Source organism: Sulfurospirillum sp. MES (assembly GCF_000789415.1).
In the GTDB taxonomy this organism is placed as follows: domain Bacteria; phylum Campylobacterota; class Campylobacteria; order Campylobacterales; family Sulfurospirillaceae; genus Sulfurospirillum; species Sulfurospirillum cavolei.
Map to the genome: position 1 here is coordinate 688911 of NZ_JSEC01000001.1, position 17688 is coordinate 706598.

17 protein-coding genes and 1 tRNA gene are annotated in these 17688 nt (G+C 42.8%); 10 read left to right on the top strand and 8 right to left on the bottom strand.

The features are described 5' to 3' along the window. Nucleotides 1-1020 carry a sensor histidine kinase gene (locus OA34_RS03420; RefSeq protein WP_041962010.1) on the bottom strand — a complete coding sequence of 340 codons (1020 nt, stop codon included), beginning with the start codon at nucleotides 1018-1020 and terminating at the stop codon, nucleotides 1-3. Nucleotides 1021-1090: 70 nt separating this feature from the next. On the opposite strand from OA34_RS03420, the gene OA34_RS03425 reads away from it, so the two are divergent. Next, nucleotides 1091-2350: an aminotransferase class V-fold PLP-dependent enzyme gene (locus tag OA34_RS03425; protein ID WP_039672519.1), complete on the top strand. Its 1260-nt coding sequence runs from the start codon at nucleotides 1091-1093 to the stop codon at nucleotides 2348-2350. Between the two features lies 1 nt (nucleotide 2351). Here OA34_RS03425 and OA34_RS03430 read toward each other — a convergent pair whose 3' ends face one another. The 7 genes from OA34_RS03430 to OA34_RS03460 form a co-directional block, all read right to left on the bottom strand. Then, nucleotides 2352-3077, bottom strand: a complete 726-nt coding sequence (locus OA34_RS03430) for an LrgB family protein (protein ID WP_286682820.1) — start codon at nucleotides 3075-3077, stop codon at nucleotides 2352-2354. Further along, nucleotides 3074-3502, bottom strand: coding sequence for a CidA/LrgA family protein (locus OA34_RS03435; RefSeq protein ID WP_039672396.1), 429 nt, complete (start codon nucleotides 3500-3502; stop codon nucleotides 3074-3076). The genes OA34_RS03430 and OA34_RS03435 overlap by 4 nt, the downstream gene beginning before the upstream one ends. A gap of 167 nt (nucleotides 3503-3669) precedes the next feature. Then, complete coding sequence (locus OA34_RS03440) at nucleotides 3670-5109, bottom strand: TrkH family potassium uptake protein (RefSeq protein ID WP_039672397.1); 1440 nt, start codon at nucleotides 5107-5109, stop codon at nucleotides 3670-3672. Between the two features lie 7 nt (nucleotides 5110-5116). Beyond that, a complete protein-coding gene (locus OA34_RS03445) occupies nucleotides 5117-6460 on the bottom strand; it encodes an NAD-binding protein (RefSeq protein WP_039672398.1) in 1344 nt (447 codons plus the stop codon). A gap of 138 nt (nucleotides 6461-6598) precedes the next feature. Beyond that, nucleotides 6599-7069 (bottom strand): hypothetical protein, encoded by a 471-nt coding sequence (locus OA34_RS03450; protein ID WP_039672399.1) that lies wholly within the window; start codon nucleotides 7067-7069, stop codon nucleotides 6599-6601. 47 nt (nucleotides 7070-7116) lie between these two features. After that, nucleotides 7117-7193 (bottom strand) — tRNA-Ile (locus OA34_RS03455). Nucleotides 7194-7272: 79 nt separating this feature from the next. Next, entirely contained in the window at nucleotides 7273-8379 is a 1107-nt protein-coding gene (locus OA34_RS03460; RefSeq protein ID WP_039672400.1) for an FtsW/RodA/SpoVE family cell cycle protein, read from the bottom strand. A 57-nt stretch (nucleotides 8380-8436) separates the two neighbouring features. Between OA34_RS03460 and OA34_RS03465 the strand changes: the two genes are divergently transcribed. The 9 genes from OA34_RS03465 to OA34_RS03505 all read left to right on the top strand — a co-directional run bounded on the left by OA34_RS03465 (nucleotide 8437) and on the right by OA34_RS03505 (nucleotide 17685). Next, nucleotides 8437-9417, top strand: a complete 981-nt coding sequence (locus OA34_RS03465) for an RluA family pseudouridine synthase (RefSeq protein WP_039672401.1) — start codon at nucleotides 8437-8439, stop codon at nucleotides 9415-9417. Next, nucleotides 9344-10603 (top strand): fibronectin type III domain-containing protein, encoded by a 1260-nt coding sequence (locus OA34_RS03470; protein WP_039672402.1) that lies wholly within the window; start codon nucleotides 9344-9346, stop codon nucleotides 10601-10603. Before OA34_RS03465 ends, OA34_RS03470 begins: the two co-directional genes overlap by 74 nt. Before the next feature lie 8 nt (nucleotides 10604-10611). Further along, on the top strand, nucleotides 10612-11790 hold the full coding sequence (gene trmB / locus OA34_RS03475) for a tRNA (guanosine(46)-N7)-methyltransferase TrmB (RefSeq protein ID WP_039672403.1): 1179 nt from the start codon (nucleotides 10612-10614) through the stop codon (nucleotides 11788-11790). Beyond that, complete coding sequence (locus OA34_RS03480; RefSeq protein WP_039672404.1) at nucleotides 11774-12445, top strand: cell division ATP-binding protein FtsE; 672 nt, start codon at nucleotides 11774-11776, stop codon at nucleotides 12443-12445. The genes trmB and OA34_RS03480 overlap by 17 nt, the downstream gene beginning before the upstream one ends. Then, complete coding sequence (locus OA34_RS03485) at nucleotides 12432-13241, top strand: permease-like cell division protein FtsX (RefSeq protein ID WP_039672405.1); 810 nt, start codon at nucleotides 12432-12434, stop codon at nucleotides 13239-13241. Before OA34_RS03480 ends, OA34_RS03485 begins: the two co-directional genes overlap by 14 nt. Continuing rightward, on the top strand, nucleotides 13238-14470 hold the full coding sequence (locus OA34_RS03490; RefSeq protein WP_039672406.1) for a murein hydrolase activator EnvC family protein: 1233 nt from the start codon (nucleotides 13238-13240) through the stop codon (nucleotides 14468-14470). Before OA34_RS03485 ends, OA34_RS03490 begins: the two co-directional genes overlap by 4 nt. Nucleotides 14471-14547: 77 nt before the next feature. Further along, on the top strand, nucleotides 14548-15273 hold the full coding sequence (gene pyrH, locus OA34_RS03495) for a UMP kinase (RefSeq protein WP_039672407.1): 726 nt from the start codon (nucleotides 14548-14550) through the stop codon (nucleotides 15271-15273). Between the two features lie 20 nt (nucleotides 15274-15293). Further along, nucleotides 15294-15506 (top strand): DNA-directed RNA polymerase subunit omega, encoded by a 213-nt coding sequence (locus tag OA34_RS03500; protein WP_039672408.1) that lies wholly within the window; start codon nucleotides 15294-15296, stop codon nucleotides 15504-15506. A 22-nt stretch (nucleotides 15507-15528) separates the two neighbouring features. Then, on the top strand, nucleotides 15529-17685 hold the full coding sequence (locus OA34_RS03505; RefSeq protein ID WP_039672409.1) for a RelA/SpoT family protein: 2157 nt from the start codon (nucleotides 15529-15531) through the stop codon (nucleotides 17683-17685). Nucleotides 17686-17688: the final 3 nt, after the last annotated feature.

Below are 17688 nucleotides of genomic sequence, written 5' to 3' on the forward strand. Positions count from 1 at the left end.
TTATTTCGGGAGTTTAATTAAAAATCGTTTGGGTTCTTCAAGGAGCTCGATCTTACCGCCGTGGGCTTGCACGATTTGCAATGAAAGAGCAAGCCCCAAGCCGTTACCTTTCGTTTTCGTTGTTTTAAAAGGCTCGAAAAGAATATTTTTATTTTCAACGGCTTTGCCGTCGTCTTGAACAACAAGAACGTTAAACGCTTCTTCTTGCATAAACGAAAGAACGACGTTACCGTTTTCTTGATCGTTCTCTTCGATTGCATCGATCGCATTGAAAATAAAGTTCTGTACGACCAAGTTCAAAAGCTCGAAATCGGCTTTTACCTCGATATGTTCCAAGGCGTAGTGAAACGCAACTTCTTTCGTATACGAATAGTGGGAAATGGCTTGTTCGCACTCTTTAACGAGACGATCGAGGTAAAAAGCGCTGGGGTTGATTTGCACCCCTTTGGTAAACAAAAGTGTCGCTTTGATAATGCGCTCGACGCGCCAAATCGCTTTTTTGATTTCACTGACCAGCGGTTTCACGCTCGGATCGACTTTTTTAAGCAAGGTAGAGGCAAGCAAAGAGACAGAACCTATCGGATTTCGGATTTCATGGGAGAGGTGGGCGGCGACTTGCCCCATGGAAACCAAACGCTCTTGACGTTTTCCTTCCGTAATATCCGTTGCCGTGATAATTTTTTTATCGCCTTGACGCACGCTTTTGATCAGGTAGTTTTTCCCCTCAGATTCGATCTCCTCGCTGACATGTAGATCGCTAAATTTCTCCAACAGATGTTCCACGTTTTTAGCTTCGCTGTTTTGCAAAAAGAGCGTACCGTTTTGATCGAAAACCCATAAAGCGTTGGGTTGTACTTCGATAATTTGTAAGATCATCTCTTGTAACGCATTGTAGGAATCGCCGAGCTTTTTATACTCCTCTTCGATAACGTACGTTTGGTTGATGAGGTCTTCCAAGCCTTGTTTAAAAAGCTCTTTTTCTTTCGCGCTTAGGCTGTTGAGTAGGGTTTCGTCTATCATTTCGTCCGATCCATTAAGATGCATAGAGATTTTAAACGCTATAATACCCAAAAAAGTTTTGGGAAAAGCCGTGCAAGCGATACGTAAAAATATTATTTGCGATAAACATATTCTCTATTTTGATTACACCGCATCGGGGCAAGCGTATAAACCGATTGAACAAAAGATGCAAGAAATCCTTAAAACCTATGCCAATACCCACTCGGAAGTCTCTTCAAGTGCTCTTAAAACCGCCGAGTATTATGCCAAAGCCAGAAGCGATTTGAAAAAAGCGTTGGCAATCGATGAACGATTTTACCTCTTTCCGTGCGGAACGGGTGCGACCGGAGCAATCAAAAAATTTCAAGAGCTGATGGGGCTTTATATCCCGCCGCGCACCTTAAAACGATACGGAGCAAAGCCGAAAAATCTTCCCGTCGTGTTTGTCGGCCCGTACGAACATCACTCCAATGAGCTTAGCTTCCGCGAAGGCGTGTGCGAAGTCATACGCATTCCCCTCGATGCAGACGAAAAGATCGATATCGAATACCTCGAAGCACAGTTGGAACGTCATAAAAAACGTGAGATTATTGCTTCGTTTTCGGTGGCTTCCAACGTGACGGGTATTATGAGCGATTATCGTACGATTTACACGCTCGTCAAACGCTATAAAGGCATCGTCTGTTTGGATGCGGCGGCGGCTTCACCGTACGTTAATATCGATTGCGATTACTACGACGCTTTGTTTCTCTCTCCGCATAAACTCTTAGGCGGCGTGGGCTCTTGCGGTCTTTTGGTTATGAAAAAAGAGCTCTGTACCGAAACCGTGCCGACCTTTGCCGGAGGCGGAACGGTCGCGTACGTTTCACGCGTTTCACATGATTTTCTAAGCGATATCGAAGTGATCGAAGATGCGGGAACGCCGGCAATTTTACAATTGATTAAAGCTTCGCTAGCATACAATCTGCGCAATGAAATCGGACTTGCCAAGATTCACGCGATCGAAGAGGAGTTAAAGTTTTATTTCGGTTCACGTTTAAGAGCAATTGAGGGAGTCAAACTTTATTGTAAGTATTCGCAAGAGAAATTACCGATTTTTTCACTGAATTTTGAGGGCATCAATCCCTATGCAATTTCCCAATATCTCTCCGAGCATTTCGGGATTCAAACCCGAGCCGGATGCTCTTGTGCCGGACCTTACGGACACGATCTACTCCACTTGAGAGACGGTCAAAGCTTTGAAGAAAAACCGGGTTGGTTACGCATCTCTATTCATTTTACGCATACGAAAAAAGAGATCGATTTTCTGTTAACGGCGATTCAAAAAACACTTAAAGCATTGCGTCCGTAAGTTAGCTTAAAACGGCTTCGAGTAGGGGCGCGATCAAAACATTAAAAAGACCGGTTAAAACCATGACCAATGCGGCGATCGTTCCGACTTCGTTATCCAGTTCGTAAGCTTTGCTCGAACCCGCAACATGTGCGGCTAAGCCAAACGAAGCTCCCATGGAGAGTTTGGATTTAAGGGGTAGCCAATAAAGTGCTAATTGACCGAACGACGCACCGAAAATTCCCGTTAAAATAACAAAAAGAGCCGTCAGTTCCGGAACGCCGCCGATCTCTCCTGAAATCACCATCGCAAAAGGCGTACTGATGGAGCGTGGAAGCAAGCTTAGGCGTAGCGCGTCGTCAATCCCTACCGCCGATGCTAAAAACCATGCCGAAGCGATTGAAAGAATTGATCCGAAAACGACGCCGATACTGAGCGTTTTCCAATACAAAACGATGATATTCCTTCTTCGATAGATCGGTATTGCAAACGCAACCGTCGCCGGACCTAAAAGAGCCATCAGCCAGTGAGTGCCTCGAATATAGACGTTATAATTGGTATGCGATAAGAGCGTAATAACGATGAGTAAAATCGGTGTAATAATAATCGGCGTCGTCCACCACTTTTTATAACGACGATGAAAACGTTTGGAGAGTAGGTACAATCCAATGGTAACAAAAGACCATATGAGCGTTACTTCCGCCGCCATTAACCAAGGGCGGTAATGTAAAAAAAGTTCAAAATTCATTGTTTGTTCTCGGATTGGGATTGTTTTTCCAGTTTATAAAAACTGAAATCGACGACGATCGCCGTTCCGATAATGACGATCATCGTTCCGACGATAATAATCGCGAGTATTTTTAATCCCGTCCATCCGAAGAACTCTTGGTGGTTAAGAACGGCAGGAACCGCGGGAATAAAAAAAAGCAGCATTTCGGCTAAAAACCATTCCGCTCCGAGTGCTAAAGAGCGAATACTTAAAAGGTCGAAATACAACAATGCCAGTACCAAGACCAATCCGATAACGCCTCCGGGAATCGGCATACGGGTTAAAAGCGATATTTCTTGTGCAATAAACCATAAAACCGTGATGAGGGCTATTTGTAAAATACGACTTTTGTGGAAAGTCCGTTTGATAAGAATCGAAGTTTTTTTAAACGTATAAGAAAGCATGATGAAAGACTTTTTACCTAAAAGCGTTGATAGCGTGACTCAATCGAATTCGTTGGAAGAAACGCACAAAGAAAAATTCACACGAGAAAAGACAAGAATGCATCGTATAACCAAAATAAAATTTGACGAATTATACTCCGATTTGCATTAACCCAAAGATAAAGTGTTTAAAATTTCTTCCAGAAAGTACGCCCTAGCATCATAAAAACGGTGTAGCACTCAAGCCTTCCGATAATCATCACGAACGATAAAACGATTTTATCGTACCATAAAAAAAAGGCGTAATTTTGAGATGGACCCGTAAGATTGAGCCCAGGTCCAATATTGCCGAGCATAGCGATAGAGGTGCTAAATGCCGTTAAAAAGTCAAATCCTCGCGCAAACAAATACATCGTTGTTAAAAATGCCGTTAAAATAAAAAGGGCAAAGAAGCCGAAAATCGAGTTAATGATAGAGCTTTTAATCTGTTTACCGTCAACAAAAATCGAGGTAATGACATCGGGTTGAATCGAACGTTTGATCTCCAATCCGATATTTTTAAAAAAGAGGATATAGCGTATGATTTTGATACCGCCGGCAGTCGATCCGGCATTGGCGCTCATCAACATGGAAACGATGGCGATCATCATCGCAAATTGCCCCCATTTCTCATAGTCTAAAGAAGCAAATCCCGTCGTAGAAGCAAGCGTTGAGACGGTAAAGCTTGCATGCATTAGCGAATAATAAAGTGAGTCTTGGGAGTTGTGATTATGTTCAACGGCCATCACAATCGACAAAAAAAGTATGAGTGCAATATACCACTTAATTTCTTCCGTGTTAAATGCAAATTTTTCACCGCTAAAAAATCGGATATGCGCCAAAAAGTTAATACCCGAAATGATCATAAAAAAAGTCGTCGTCCAAATAACACCGTCGCTAAAAGCACCTATAGAGCTGTTTTTTGTCGAAAAACCGCCCGTAGAAATCGTCGCAAACGCATGGTTGATTGCATCAAACCAGTTCATACCGAAGAGCATCAATAAGGCAAAATTGAGAGCGGTAAAAAGAATATAAACACCCCAAATGCGTTTAGCCGTATCTTTAATCTTCGGCGTGATTTTATCGATTGAAATTCCTGTGGATTCGGCCTTAAATAAGGAGAGCGATCCGCTGGGATTAATGAGCGGTAAAAGCCCCACACCCATCACGATAATTCCGATACCGCCGATCCAATGCATCAGACTTCGATGAAATAGGATTGATTTTGGAAGAATTTCCACGTCGGTATAAACGCTAGCACCCGTTGTCGTAAAACCGCTGATCGCTTCGAAAAAAGCACCTGCCGGATCGATTTTGCTGTACAAAACTAAAGGAATAGCACCGCCGATACCGAGTAAAATCCAGATAAAATTAACCGAAACGATACTCTCTTTAATGCCCAAATGCATCGGGTTATTTTTGAGGATTAAAAAAACGGAAAGATTGATGATAAAGAGCGAAAACATCGAAAGAGCATAAATAAAGACGTCTTCACGATAGAAAAAACCGATCAAAGGCGGAATGAGAAACAGGAAAAAGACGACCAAGCCGACGGCGGAGACAAATTTTAAAACGCTTGTTATGCTCATCGAACACTCAATACGCGAGGTTTTGTTGGAACCATTTGGCTACGACTTCAAAATCACACTCTTTGGTAAATGCAACGACGATATCCTCTTTTTGGAAAGCTCCGGCAAGGCGATACTCAAAAATATCGTTATCTCTCAAAATAATAAAATGCCCTTTATCGTCCACGCGATCGGGAAGCGGCACTTTCTCGGAAATTAACGAAGAGGTTGCTTCAATTTTACGTAGCAACACTGCACCCTCCCCACCGCAGAATTTTTTCTGATTGAATACGTCGTTGGCTTGAATGCGTTCCAAAATAGAGTAATACGCGTTGATTTTTTCACCGCGCACGACTTCGATATTCAAATTTCGCATCAGCGAGGAATATGCAATATCGTTATTGATACCGATGATTTTTTTAATACCTCGTTGTTTTGCTTCGATGCATTTCGTGATATTGTATTCGTCGTTTTTGGTCGCTGCGATAAACATGTCGGTATCAAAACGCGTCGTGTTAATATGATCGGCATCGTAAGTCGTCTTTAAAACGGTGGCTTTGTTTTTGAGTTCGATATTGGCTTTGCGGCAAAGTTCGATATTTTTATCCATAATTTGAACGTCGATGCCTTTTTTGAGCAATACCTTTGCGATTTCCACACCCAAGGCGTCGGCGCCGAAAATCACGCAATTTTTAATCGGCGTCGCATTTTCGTTATAGTCGCATACGGTCGTTCGAATTGAAAGAATGGCGTTGGGGAAGGCGAAAAAATAGACTAAGTCGTTCGGAAGAAGCGTTTCGACGGGTTTGGGGACAAAGAAATTTTTTTGTCGCTCGATTCCTGCCACGGCGACTTCACCGCTGATTTCACCGATAAACGTTGAGATCATGCGCGGCGTGAAATCTTCTTTCAAGCGTATCGAAATTAACAATGCTTTCGTCTCTTTAAACGCTTTGGCGTTGTGCGCATGTGAAAAATCGACTAAATATTTAAACGGTTGTGCCGCTTCGAAAGAGGGTACGATCGTTTCGTTAATATTGAGTTTAGCTTTGACTTGGTCGCTGGCGAAAAACGTATTTTTTAAACGGATAATTTTACGTTTAACCGTCGCGATATTATCGATAATTAACGAGGAGAGGAGGTTGACTTCGTCCGAATCGGTTACGGCAATAAAAAGATCGACTTGCGGATTGATTCCAAGATAGGTATGCGGGTTTTCGATATTTCCGCAAATTCCTAAGACGTCTAGATTTTCTTGGATATTGTGAATGGCGTATTCGTTTTGATCGATAACGGTTACGCTGTTGTTGTGCATCAGATGTTTAGCAATGTTGTAGCCGACTCTTCCGGCTCCCGCGATGATTACTTGCATATACGTTTCTATTCTCTCAATAATTTGTCGTTAGAAATGTATTGTATCACATTCTGGTAAAAAACACGACTCATCGCATTGACGGAAAAAACAAGAAGAGAAAAGCTCGAAAAAAGGAGTCTTTTGCAAGTGCAAAGACTACTTTTTATCGCTAAATTGTTTCATACTTTCCATGTACGTATCGCGCATTGCGGCGATAAAAGCATTGGCTCGTTTGGTATCCGTCATCGTGATTAAGGCCTCGTTGCCGAATTTATCGCTGATTTTGCTTAACTCATACGTCCACTTTGATTTTTCGTTGATTTTTTGCAAGGCTTTAAAAAAAGCATCGTCAAGCTCTTTATTTTTAAGCTTATCGTTTTGGTAAAGGTAAAATGCAACTTTGTAGACTTCGTCTTTTTCGTTACTGTAAACCTCGACATACTCTACAGCGTTATCGAGAAGCTTAACGTTAAAATAGTTTTGATCTTTCGTTACGCATGAAAATTCGGTACATTTAAAGCCGTTTGCTTCCAAAAAAGCTTTATCTTTGCCGATGAGATCGTCCAAAAAGCCCGCAAAAAGTGCTACTTGGGAGAGAAATGCCAACGTTAATACGATTTTTTTCATCATGTGCCCTTTATGGTTCGGTTGAAAACCGAATGTTCGATCGGATATGGTGGGTCCTGAGTGGCTCGAACACTCGACCATCCCGTTATGAGCGGGATGCTCTAACCAACTGAGCTAAGGACCCGAAATTAAAGAGTGAGATTCTACTCTTTTTATTGTTAAATAAAGCTAAAAACTCTTCGGTATAACCCTAAAATAGGGGATTAGAGCGAGTATCGAATGGATCGGTACGTTGGATCGAAACGAAACGCCAAAAGGTTTTCTAAAATACCGAAAAGCGCAAAAAACGTAATGAAACTACTGCCTCCGTAACTGTAAAACGGAAGCGGAACGCCGACCACCGGTGCTAAGCCGATCGTCATTGCGATATTAATGCTCATGTAAAAGAAAATGAGCAAAGCGATGCCGCTCGTAATTACTTGTGCGAAGTGGTCTTCTTTGAGCATAAAATTGAGCGTCGTCAAATGAAATACCAAAAGCGCGTAACATGAAATGAGTCCGAAAGCACCCCAAAATCCAAGCCTCTCAACCGTATACGCAAAAATAAAATCACTTGTTGCGATCGGTAAAAACTTGTAATGCGTTTGTGTTGCTTCGCTGCGCTCTTTTCCCGTCAATCCTCCCGAACCGATGGCGATAATGGATTGTTTGACATGATAGCTCGGTTGTTCGGAGAGGAAATCCGAAATACGTTGTTTCTGATAATCGTGGAGATGGTTGTACAAAACGGGACTGCTAAGTCCCACGACGACGGCTAGCGTGATCCAGATTTTTTTGTGAACGCCGATGACGAAGAGTGTCCCGTAACCGAGTAAAAGTAGGATCATCGCCGTACCTAAGTCGGGTTCTTTCGCGATTAAAAGAAACGGAAGTACGATATAAAAGCTGAGTTTAAGAAAAGATTTCCAACCGTAGCCTTTTTCGTCGGGCGGATTGTTTTTGATAAGATAGGCAAGCATTAAGATAAAGGCGGGTTTAAAAATTTCGGACGGCTGAATCGTAAAGTGGACAAAGGGAATTTCAAGCCATCGTCTTGCCCCTAATTTGGCGACGCCGAAGAAATCGACGCTTAAGAGAAGAAAAATCGTAATCCAGTAAAAAAAAGGAATAACCCACTCGATTTTTTTAATCGGAATGATAAAAAAAACCAAAAAAGTTGCGAACCCGACACCGTAGTAGACAATCTGTTTCGTGGCTAACATGTCGTTGGCTTCAGAGACGAGATAGTACGAAAGAACGATAATGGGTAAAACCAAAATAGGAATTAGAAAATCAAAATGTGTTAAGATGCGCCTATCGATTTGAAACACACAATCCCTTTGGAACGTTTTTAAAAGTATAGCAAAAATAGTTGAAAGTAGCCGATCATGAAACAAACATGTCAAAATGCGGGACGTTTAGATGCCGTCATGAGCGAAGTATTGAATCTCCCTCGGAATCAAGTGGAAAAGCTTATTAAAACCGTCGGCGTTACTCTGAACGGGGTGCGCGTTTTTAAGAGCGGTTTAAAAGTACATGTAGGCGATACGATCGAGTACGATTTTATCGAAGCTGCGCCTAGTGCACCTGAGTATCCCGTTGATTTCGAAGTACCGATTTTATATGAAGACGACGATATTTTGGTCGTCAATAAACCGCCGTTTTTAACGGTTCACGGAGCACCGAGCGTTAAAGAAGCCACGTTGGTCGATTGGTTAAAGCATAAAGGCGTTTCGCTCTCCAGCATTAGCGGCGAAGAGCGTCACGGTATCGTGCATCGCATCGATAAAGAGACCAGCGGTGCTTTGGTCGTCGCCAAAAATAACGAAGCGCACGTCGCTTTGGCGTCGCAGTTGGAAGATAAAAGCATGGGACGCTACTATATCGCTTTAATCGATGTTCCGCTCAAAGAAAATACGATCGTCGAACTTCCGATCGGACGTCATTTAAACCATCGTTTAAAAATGGGCGTACTTAAAGAGGGACGCTATGCTAAAAGTGCGTTTGCCAAGCTTGCTCTTTCCAAAAATGCTAAGTGCGAATTGATAGCCGCCAAACTTTTTACGGGACGAACACACCAAATTCGCGTGCATTTAAGCGCGCTTTCGCGCCATATTTTAGGGGATAGTTTATACGGCTTTAAGAGCCAAAATGGTACAATCCCTAGAATTATGCTCCATGCGTATTGTGTCTATCTCATACACCCTCGTAGCGGACAACCCGTGTCGATTCAAGCACCGTTATGGGACGATATGAACGCATATTTAACAGATCATTTCATGAAGGACGAGATTAATGAAAAAATCACTTTGGACGGCATCGTTAGTTGCTTTAGCTCTCATGATCACTGGATGCGAAAAAACGCTTGAAACACCTAAAGAGCCGGTCGTCGATGCCTCTTTGGCACGCGTTGACGCTCTTCGAACGCTTCCGGGTTCTACGGAAGTCGGATTTGAATGGACTCCCCTTTACGACGATCAAGTAGAAGGATACTATTTGTATCGCGTCGAAGGGAATTCGTTGAAAAAAATCGCAACGATTAAAGACAAATACGTTTCCCATTACGTTGATACGAAATTAGCACCCAATACGACGTACGCATATCGCATCAGCACTTATTCTCCCGACAAACACGAATCGGAACTCAGTGCAATCGCCGTGGTAACGACGACGGCAGCCGTTGCGAAAACGCCGACTATAGGCGGAATCGAGCCGGTTTCTTACGTCAAAGCCATCGGTGCGCTTCCAAGCCGCGTGAAGCTTATTTGGAGACCGCATGCCTCCGAAAACGTCGAGTCTTATATTATCGAACGTAACGAGTTCAAATCGACGAATTGGGAAGAGGTCGGTAAAGTGAAAGGCCGTTTGAACGCCGAATACATGGATAAAGGCTTACGCGATAATTACGTCTATCGTTACCGTGTGAGAGTCAAGACGTTTGACGACGTTGTTTCTAGACCCAGCGAAGTCGTAGAGGCGCAAACCAAAGCTCTTCCCGATATGATTACGGGGCTACGCGCAACGAGCGATCTTCCGAAAAAAGTTATTTTAACATGGAACCCTTCGACGACGAGCGACTTTACCCATTATAAAATTTACCGTTCTCCTACGACGTCGTTGCTGTACAGCTACTACGGTAAAACAACCAATACGGAGTTTGAAGACTACGTTAACGAAAACGGCAAAATTTATTACTATAAAGTCGTTGCCGTCGATAAAGACGGGTTAGAGTCCAAACAACAAGAGAGTCCGATTGCGGGCATGACGATGCCTTCGCTTGCCGCACCGGTTGCCAATGCGGTCAAGTATGACGGTCGAAGCGTTCGCCTTTCATGGGTAGGGGATCGCAATACGGTCAAATATACGATTATTAAAGAGTACAAATTAAACGGAGAGACGCGAAAACAGAATTTTACGGGTATCTTTGAACCTAATTATCAAGATATGGAAGTCTCTTCCGGCGTTGAATACGTTTACCATATTATCGCCATCGATAAATACGGTATCGCTTCTAATCCGTCCGATGCCGTCGTCGTTACGATACCGAAGGATTAAACGAGGATATGCCGAATTTTCATACCCGATCGTTAAAGCCTTTGCACTACCCGTGCACCTATCACGATACGACGTTTCATTGGCAAGCGACGTCTCAAAAGGGCAATGTTTTGGTGCTGGCGACATGCCGCGGTGAAACGTTTATGCTCCGCGTTTCGCCTAAAGAAGCAGGCGGTTTTTTAGTGAAAGGCGATAAAGTTACCCGTCCGACGCAAGCCTCTTTTTTACAAAAAGCGTTGATCGATTTTCGAGATGCGAGCGATGCACATGTCAGTCATTCCAACATCGAACCGAAAAAGTTTCTCGACGTGAGATGTTCGGCGTATCTCAAAGAGATCGATTTTTTTGCCGATGCTTTTGATACGCAAAAAGAGATTTGGGTCGAGATCGGATTTGGAAGCGGAAGGCATTTGCTGCATCAAGCCAAAAAAAATCCACATGTACAGTTTATCGGATTGGAGATTCACAAGCCCTCTATCGAGCAGGTTTTGAAGCAATGCGAACTGCAATCGATAGACAATATTTTTGTCATTGATTATGATGCGAGACAGTTTATGGAGTTTTTGTCTTCGAACAGTGTCGGGCGTATTTTCGTGCATTTTCCCGTCCCTTGGGATAAAAAACCGCATCGGCGTGTTTTTTCCGCAGCCTTTATCGAAGAGGCACTTCGCGTCTTACATGTCAATGCTACGTTGGAGCTTCGAACGGACAGCGACGCTTATTTCTCTTTTGCGTTCGAACAGATGATGCAACTCTCGCGTGCGGATGTTCACGTTAAAAAAAATGCGGCTTTGGAAATTACGAGCAAGTACGAAGATCGTTGGCGCAAAATGGAGAAAGACATTTACGACGTGATTTTGCGTAACGAACAAGCTTCGCCCGACAAAGAGCGCATCGGTAGATTGGCGTTTGATTTTCATGTCGATTTTGCCGAAGTGCGTGAGGCATTCGAAGAGATTTTACGAAGAGGCGAGGGCTTTTTCGTCCATTTCGAAGAACTATTTACAATCGACGAGCACAGCGGGTTGATACGTCTCTCGTTCGGCGCGAACGAGCGGAACGAAAAGTGCTATATTTTTATCGATCACGCTACAATGCGTTATTTACCCGAGCGGGTGTTGGATACGAAAAGCAATCGTGCCGCACATACCTTAATTGAAGAGTGGTTCCATGGAATACGTCATTAAAGCAAGCGGGTTAAACATCGGTTACGAACGCGACGAACCCGTTATTACCGATGCCAATATGGCGATTAAAGCGCAAGAATTTGTTTTTATTACCGGTAAAAGCGGTAGCGGAAAATCGACGATTATCAAGTCGCTTTACGGCGAACTTTTGCCCAATCACGGCGAGTTGAACGTGTGCGGCGTCGATTTTAGAAATATCGGCAGCTCGAAACTGAATCTTTTACGGCGGTATTTAGGCGTCGTTTTTCAAGATTATAAGCTCATCGACGAATGGACGGTGGAACAAAATGTAATGCTTCCTCTGATTATCGGAGGATTTTCCAAAAGCGTTTGCATTAAACAAGCGCATAAATTGCTCAAACATGTCAAATTGTTACATAAAATCAATAAATATCCCTACGAGCTGAGCGGCGGAGAGCAACAACGCGTTGCGATGGCGCGTGCCTTAGCGCACAATCCGATTTTAATTTTGGCGGACGAGCCGACCGGAAATCTGGATAGCTACTCCAGCGAAGTCATTTGGAATTTATTAAAAGGTGCCAAAGAGCATTTAGGTACGACAGTTGTCGTGGTAACGCACAATATTCCTTCAACTTTGGGAATTGACTATAAACACTACTTTTTAGAAGGCGGCGTTTTGCATGAAGTCAATTAGCAGCCATTTTTCCATTTTTATCTCAAGCTTTGTTCTGCTTTTTTCGTTTCAATTTACGAACGTCATTAAAAGTATCGTCAACGATTATGCTTCTAAAATCGTAAACGATTACGCAATTGTCGTTGTTTCGTCCGCTGAATTGAAAGAAGAAGAGTTACAAAAACAGATTCCGGAGATTGAGTCGATTTCGGAAATTAGCAGTAAAAAGATTTTAGACCGATTGAAAAACGAGATGTCATCCAAAAATCTTGCTTTGCTTCAAGTAGCTCTCCCCAAATTTTACTCGTTGAAACTCGGGAGTTTACCCGATAAAAAACGCATCGAAACGATTAAGCAAAAGCTCTCGTCTATTACGACTATTTCGCGTGTAGAGACTTTTGCGAAAACGCATGAAAAAATGTTCAAAATGTTTTTATTGCTTCAGGCAATGGTCTATATTTTTACCTTTTTTGTTGCATGTATCGCCGTTTTATTGATCTTAAAACAGATCCGTATTTGGATTTACGAACATCAAAGGCGTATGGCGATTATGGCACTTTTTGGGGCGTCTTTTTTTATGAAAAGTGCCATGTTGTATCGTATGACGCTTGTCGATACGCTTTTAAGCGCACTTTGCGTTTGTGCGTTTTACGACATCGTTCCTAGACTTCCGCTTGCCCAAGCCTATGCCGCGGAACTCGACGTTGTTTTACCGTCGTTTAACTGGCTGTACGAAGGGTCGGTTTTGGTGGGAGCGTCGTTCGTATTTGCTCTGATTGCGGTCAGTATCGTCGCGCGCAAGATAGGACGTGTATGAGACTTTGTGCCATCGTTCTTGCTCTCGTTCTTCCTCTAGCATGCATCGGCGCACCGAACACGACGCAAAAGATTACCGAGAAATCGAAAACGCTTGAAGAAAAGATGCAAACGGAAAAGCAGCTTCACGGAAAGCTTCAAGACATCGCCAACGATATTATGAACGAAGAAAAAAATATCGAGAAGATTAAGGACAAAATCGCCGATTTAAGCCAAAATATCAGCGAGTCGCAAGAAGCGGTTCAGCGCAAGTATGAATACCTTGATAAGCTGACCAAAGATACGCAACAGCTCTCCTCTTTAAAGAAAGATTTGGAACAGAAAATTATTAAAATCATTGCCGAAGATTTTTCGTTTTATTTAGTTTCCGATAGCGATTATCTTGATAACGAAGACGGTATATTGGTGGATGAAGTTTTGCAGAAAATGGATACGATTATGCGTAAAGAGTTTAGTAAACTTGCGAGCGATTACAAACTCATCAACGATCAAATTTATTCGCAAAGCCAAGAGATTAAAACGATTCACGGTGAAATTCAAAGCGCAAAAAGTAAAAAAGACGAATTGGTCGCTTTGGAAAAAAAACGTGAAAGTTCTATCGTCGCTTTGAACGCAAAGAAAGAAGACTATAAAAAACAGCTAGACGATATTCAAAAAGAGCGTGACGAATTGCGTGCGACCCTGGAAAAACTCAAAATTATTCAAGTTCAAGAAGAGAATCAACGATTAGCCGAGAAAAATGCCGCCACCAAACGCGATAAGGCACCGCAAACCGCTGCCGTCGGCGATACGGGCATTAAGCAAATCGGATCGTCGTATCAAAACAGTAACGTTAAGAAATACGTCGGAGAAAAGACCATTGCGCCTTTAGATAGTTTTAGCGTCAAACGACGCTTCGGCGATTACGTCGATCCGATTTATAAGATTAAAATTTTTAACGAATCGGTCGTGTTAAGCTCCAATACGCCCGATGCGACGGTCAAAAGTGTTTTAAACGGTAAGGTGATTTTCGCAAAAGATACCGCTTCGATGGAAAAAGTCGTTATCATTGAAAACGGCGACGATATTCATACCATTTATGCCCATTTATCGAAAATCGCTCCGACGATCGAAGTCGGACAAAAAATCAAAAAAGGCTATATTATCGGTCGGGTCGATAACGACTTAACGTTCGAAGTTACGCAGAAAAATTTCCACATCGATCCGCTGGAACTCATCGGTGCCAAATAACGTTTAAGAAGGCTTCTAGCTCTTTTTTGCTAAAATGAACAAATTTTCTATGCTTAGAAAAGAAAGGTTTACACACGATGCAGAAGAGAAAAAGGGTTTTAGTTAAGTTTTCCGGAGAAGCACTTTCCGGAGATAACGGGTTTGGGATCGATACGTCTATTTTAAAATTTATTGCCGACGAAATCAAATCACTGGTCACGCACAATATCGAAGTCGGTATCGTAATCGGCGGGGGAAATATCATTCGCGGCGTGAGTGCCGCAAAAGACGGCATCATTAAACGCACGAGCGGCGATTATATGGGGATGCTTGCAACCGTCATCAACAGCGTTGCGATGCAAGAGGCGTTAGAACATGTCGGCATGGAAGTACGCGTTCAAAGCGCGATTAAAATGGAAGCGATTTGTGAAACGTTTATCGTCAGACGTGCTCAGCGCCATTTCGAAAAAGAACGTATCGTCATTTTTGCGGCGGGTACGGGCAATCCGTTTTTTACAACCGATACGGCGGCAACGTTGCGTGCTATCGAAATCGGGGCGGATATGATTATTAAAGCGACCAAAGTCGACGGCGTATACGATAAGGATCCTAAAAAATTTCTCGATGCCCAAAAACTACACGAATTAACCTATGACCGCGCTATGGACGATAGCATTAAAGTCATGGACGATACGTCGATCGCGCTTGCTAAAGATAACCACTTACCGATCGTGGTGTGCAATATGTTTGAGAAAGGCAATTTGCTTAAAATTATCGAAGGCAATTTAGACAATTGCTCTATCGTGCGAAACAATCAAAAATAAATTAATACCAAGGAAAACGAATGCAAAGAATGGAAGAGATTACGGCAAAAGCCTTACAGTTCGTAGGACAAGATCGCTATAAACTGGTTTTATTAACGGCAAAAAGAGCCGATCAATTGGCTAACGGTGCCGAACCTTTAATCAAAGCGGATAAAAATAAGCAAAAATTTACGGACATCGCCCTTATGGAAATTGCCGAGGGAAAAGTTAAATTAGATGCGATTATCGACTAATCGTAAGTGAGGTAAATCTCTTTTGGAAGAGTTAATTGAAATCGTTAAAGAGTGTAAGGCCGCCGATCCCGCGATAGAGCTGTTGTACAAATACATCAAGCCGACGCCCGATATTGAAAAAGCCGTCGCGTTTACGATAGAAAAGCACAAAGGTCAATACCGAAAAAGCGGCGAAGAATATGTGATTCATCCTATTTTAGTGTGCGTATTCGTAGCCTATCTCGGCGGTGACGAATCGATGATCGTCGCAGGGCTTTTGCACGATGTCGTAGAAGACACCTCATGTTCGACCGAGGATGTTAAAGCGATGTTCGGTGAAGAAGTTCGCCATCTCGTCGACGGCTTGACGAAAATCGTCGAAATTCGTGACGTGGAGTTGATTCCTTCGTCTTCCAACGAAAAAATGATCGCATCGGCTCTAACGTTTCGCAAAATGTTGATTGCTTCGATTCGGGACGTGCGGGTTTTGGTCGTCAAATTGTGCGATCGTTTGCATAACATGTTAACGCTCGGCGCACTTGATCCGTTAAAACAACGACGTATCGCCGAAGAGACTCTGGTCGTTTATGCGCCGATTGCGCATCGTTTGGGTATTTCGTCGATTAAAAACCTTTTGGAAGATTTGAGCTTTTATTACGTGATGCCTAACGAATACGCTAAAATCGACGGTTACATTAAAGAGCACGGACAACAACTCCAACTCCGCTTGAACCATTTTATTTCTAAAATTAAAAATCATATGCTTCAAGAGGGCTTTATCGAAAGCGACTTTACGATTCAAAAACGCGTTAAGCATTATTACTCTATTTACTTGAAAATGCAACGAAAAGGCGTAACGATCGAAGAAGTGCTCGATCTTTTGGCAATTCGTATTATCGTGCGAACGCCGATTGATTGTTACCGTGCCTTAGGCATCGTTCATCAACATTTTAAACCGTTGATTTCACGATTTAAAGATTATATCGCTATTCCCAAAGAGAACGGTTACCAAACGATTCATACGACCGTTTTCGACGACAAATCGATCGTCGAATCGCAAATTAGAACGTACGATATGAACAAAACGGCCGAATACGGCGTTGCGGCACATTGGAAATACAAATCGGGCGGGCTGAACCCAAAACTCGACTGGTTGAACGAACTGAACAACCAAAACGAAGAGATCGATAATATCGAGGACTTTTATGCCATCGCAAAAGATAACCTTTACAGCGAAGATATTGCCGTTTTTTCGCCCAAAGGCGATATTTTTACTTTGCCGAGGGGTGCTACGGTTTTGGATTTTGCGTACGAAGTTCATACGGAAGTCGGTACGTACGCCGATGAAGCGTACGTTAACAAACAAAAGGTTCCTCTTTTAACCGAGCTGAAAAACGGGGATATCGTTCGTATCGTGACTTCGAGTGAACCGAAATTTCGTTGCAGTTGGATCAATAGCGTTAAAACGGGCAAAGCCAAAAGTACGATACAAGCCAATTGTCGCCAAAAAATCAAAGAGATTAACCATAAAGCGGCGATTAAAATTCTCTCCAACGTCTTTGGCGTTACGGAAAACAAGGTCGAAGCATGGGTCGAGCAAGAGCATGCGACGAAGAAAATTTTTAAGATTGCGACCGATTCGATTTTTCTCCAAGACATTGCCAATACGTTGAAACTGTATGCGTTACAAGATACGTTGCTGTTTCCGCTTTTGAAAAAAGATCGCTACCATATCCGTAAACAGAAGTTTGAAAATATCGTAATTTATTCCAATCATCATATCTCAAACGTCTATTTTGATTACTGCTGCCATCCCAAACGCGGAGACGATATTTTAGGCTTTAAACGCGGAAACGATGTTTTCGTTCACCATAAATTGTGCGAACGTGCCGCCGGTTTGATGGAAGACAACGAGCCGATGGTTTTTGTGAAATGGACGCGTGAAGCTCCCGATCGCTATAAACTGATCGTCAGTCTTGAAAACAAAAAAGGCTCTTTAGCCGCCTTTTTAGCTTATTTGGCTAAAATGCAGATCAACTTAGTCACTATCGAGCTTGGAAAAAGCGAAGACGAAGGGCATGCGGATTATTTTGAAATGATCTTGGAACTGCCCGATAAAAACGTCGGTACCGTACGCGATAATTTAAGAGGAAAGTATCGCGTTATCGAATTTGTCTCGGTCAACGACGCTTATAAATAACGA

Excerpts from the sequence above, each read along its gene's own strand:
- OA34_RS03420 (WP_041962010.1), bottom strand. The coding sequence starts at position 1,020 with ATGATAGACGAAACCCTACTCAACAGCCTAAGCGCGAAAGAAAAAGAG.
- OA34_RS03430 (WP_286682820.1), bottom strand. The coding sequence starts at position 3,077 with ATGAATTTTGAACTTTTTTTACATTACCGCCCTTGGTTAATGGCGGCG.
- OA34_RS03435 (WP_039672396.1), bottom strand. The coding sequence starts at position 3,502 with ATGCTTTCTTATACGTTTAAAAAAACTTCGATTCTTATCAAACGGACT.
- OA34_RS03440 (WP_039672397.1), bottom strand. The coding sequence starts at position 5,109 with ATGAGCATAACAAGCGTTTTAAAATTTGTCTCCGCCGTCGGCTTGGTC.
- OA34_RS03445 (WP_039672398.1), bottom strand. The coding sequence starts at position 6,460 with ATGCAAGTAATCATCGCGGGAGCCGGAAGAGTCGGCTACAACATTGCT.
- OA34_RS03450 (WP_039672399.1), bottom strand. The coding sequence starts at position 7,069 with ATGAAAAAAATCGTATTAACGTTGGCATTTCTCTCCCAAGTAGCACTT.
- OA34_RS03465 (WP_039672401.1), top strand. The coding sequence starts at position 8,437 with ATGAAACAAACATGTCAAAATGCGGGACGTTTAGATGCCGTCATGAGC.
- OA34_RS03470 (WP_039672402.1), top strand. The coding sequence starts at position 9,344 with ATGAAAAAATCACTTTGGACGGCATCGTTAGTTGCTTTAGCTCTCATG.
- trmB (WP_039672403.1), top strand. The coding sequence starts at position 10,612 with ATGCCGAATTTTCATACCCGATCGTTAAAGCCTTTGCACTACCCGTGC.
- OA34_RS03480 (WP_039672404.1), top strand. The coding sequence starts at position 11,774 with ATGGAATACGTCATTAAAGCAAGCGGGTTAAACATCGGTTACGAACGC.
- OA34_RS03485 (WP_039672405.1), top strand. The coding sequence starts at position 12,432 with ATGAAGTCAATTAGCAGCCATTTTTCCATTTTTATCTCAAGCTTTGTT.
- OA34_RS03490 (WP_039672406.1), top strand. The coding sequence starts at position 13,238 with ATGAGACTTTGTGCCATCGTTCTTGCTCTCGTTCTTCCTCTAGCATGC.
- pyrH (WP_039672407.1), top strand. The coding sequence starts at position 14,548 with ATGCAGAAGAGAAAAAGGGTTTTAGTTAAGTTTTCCGGAGAAGCACTT.
- OA34_RS03500 (WP_039672408.1), top strand. The coding sequence starts at position 15,294 with ATGCAAAGAATGGAAGAGATTACGGCAAAAGCCTTACAGTTCGTAGGA.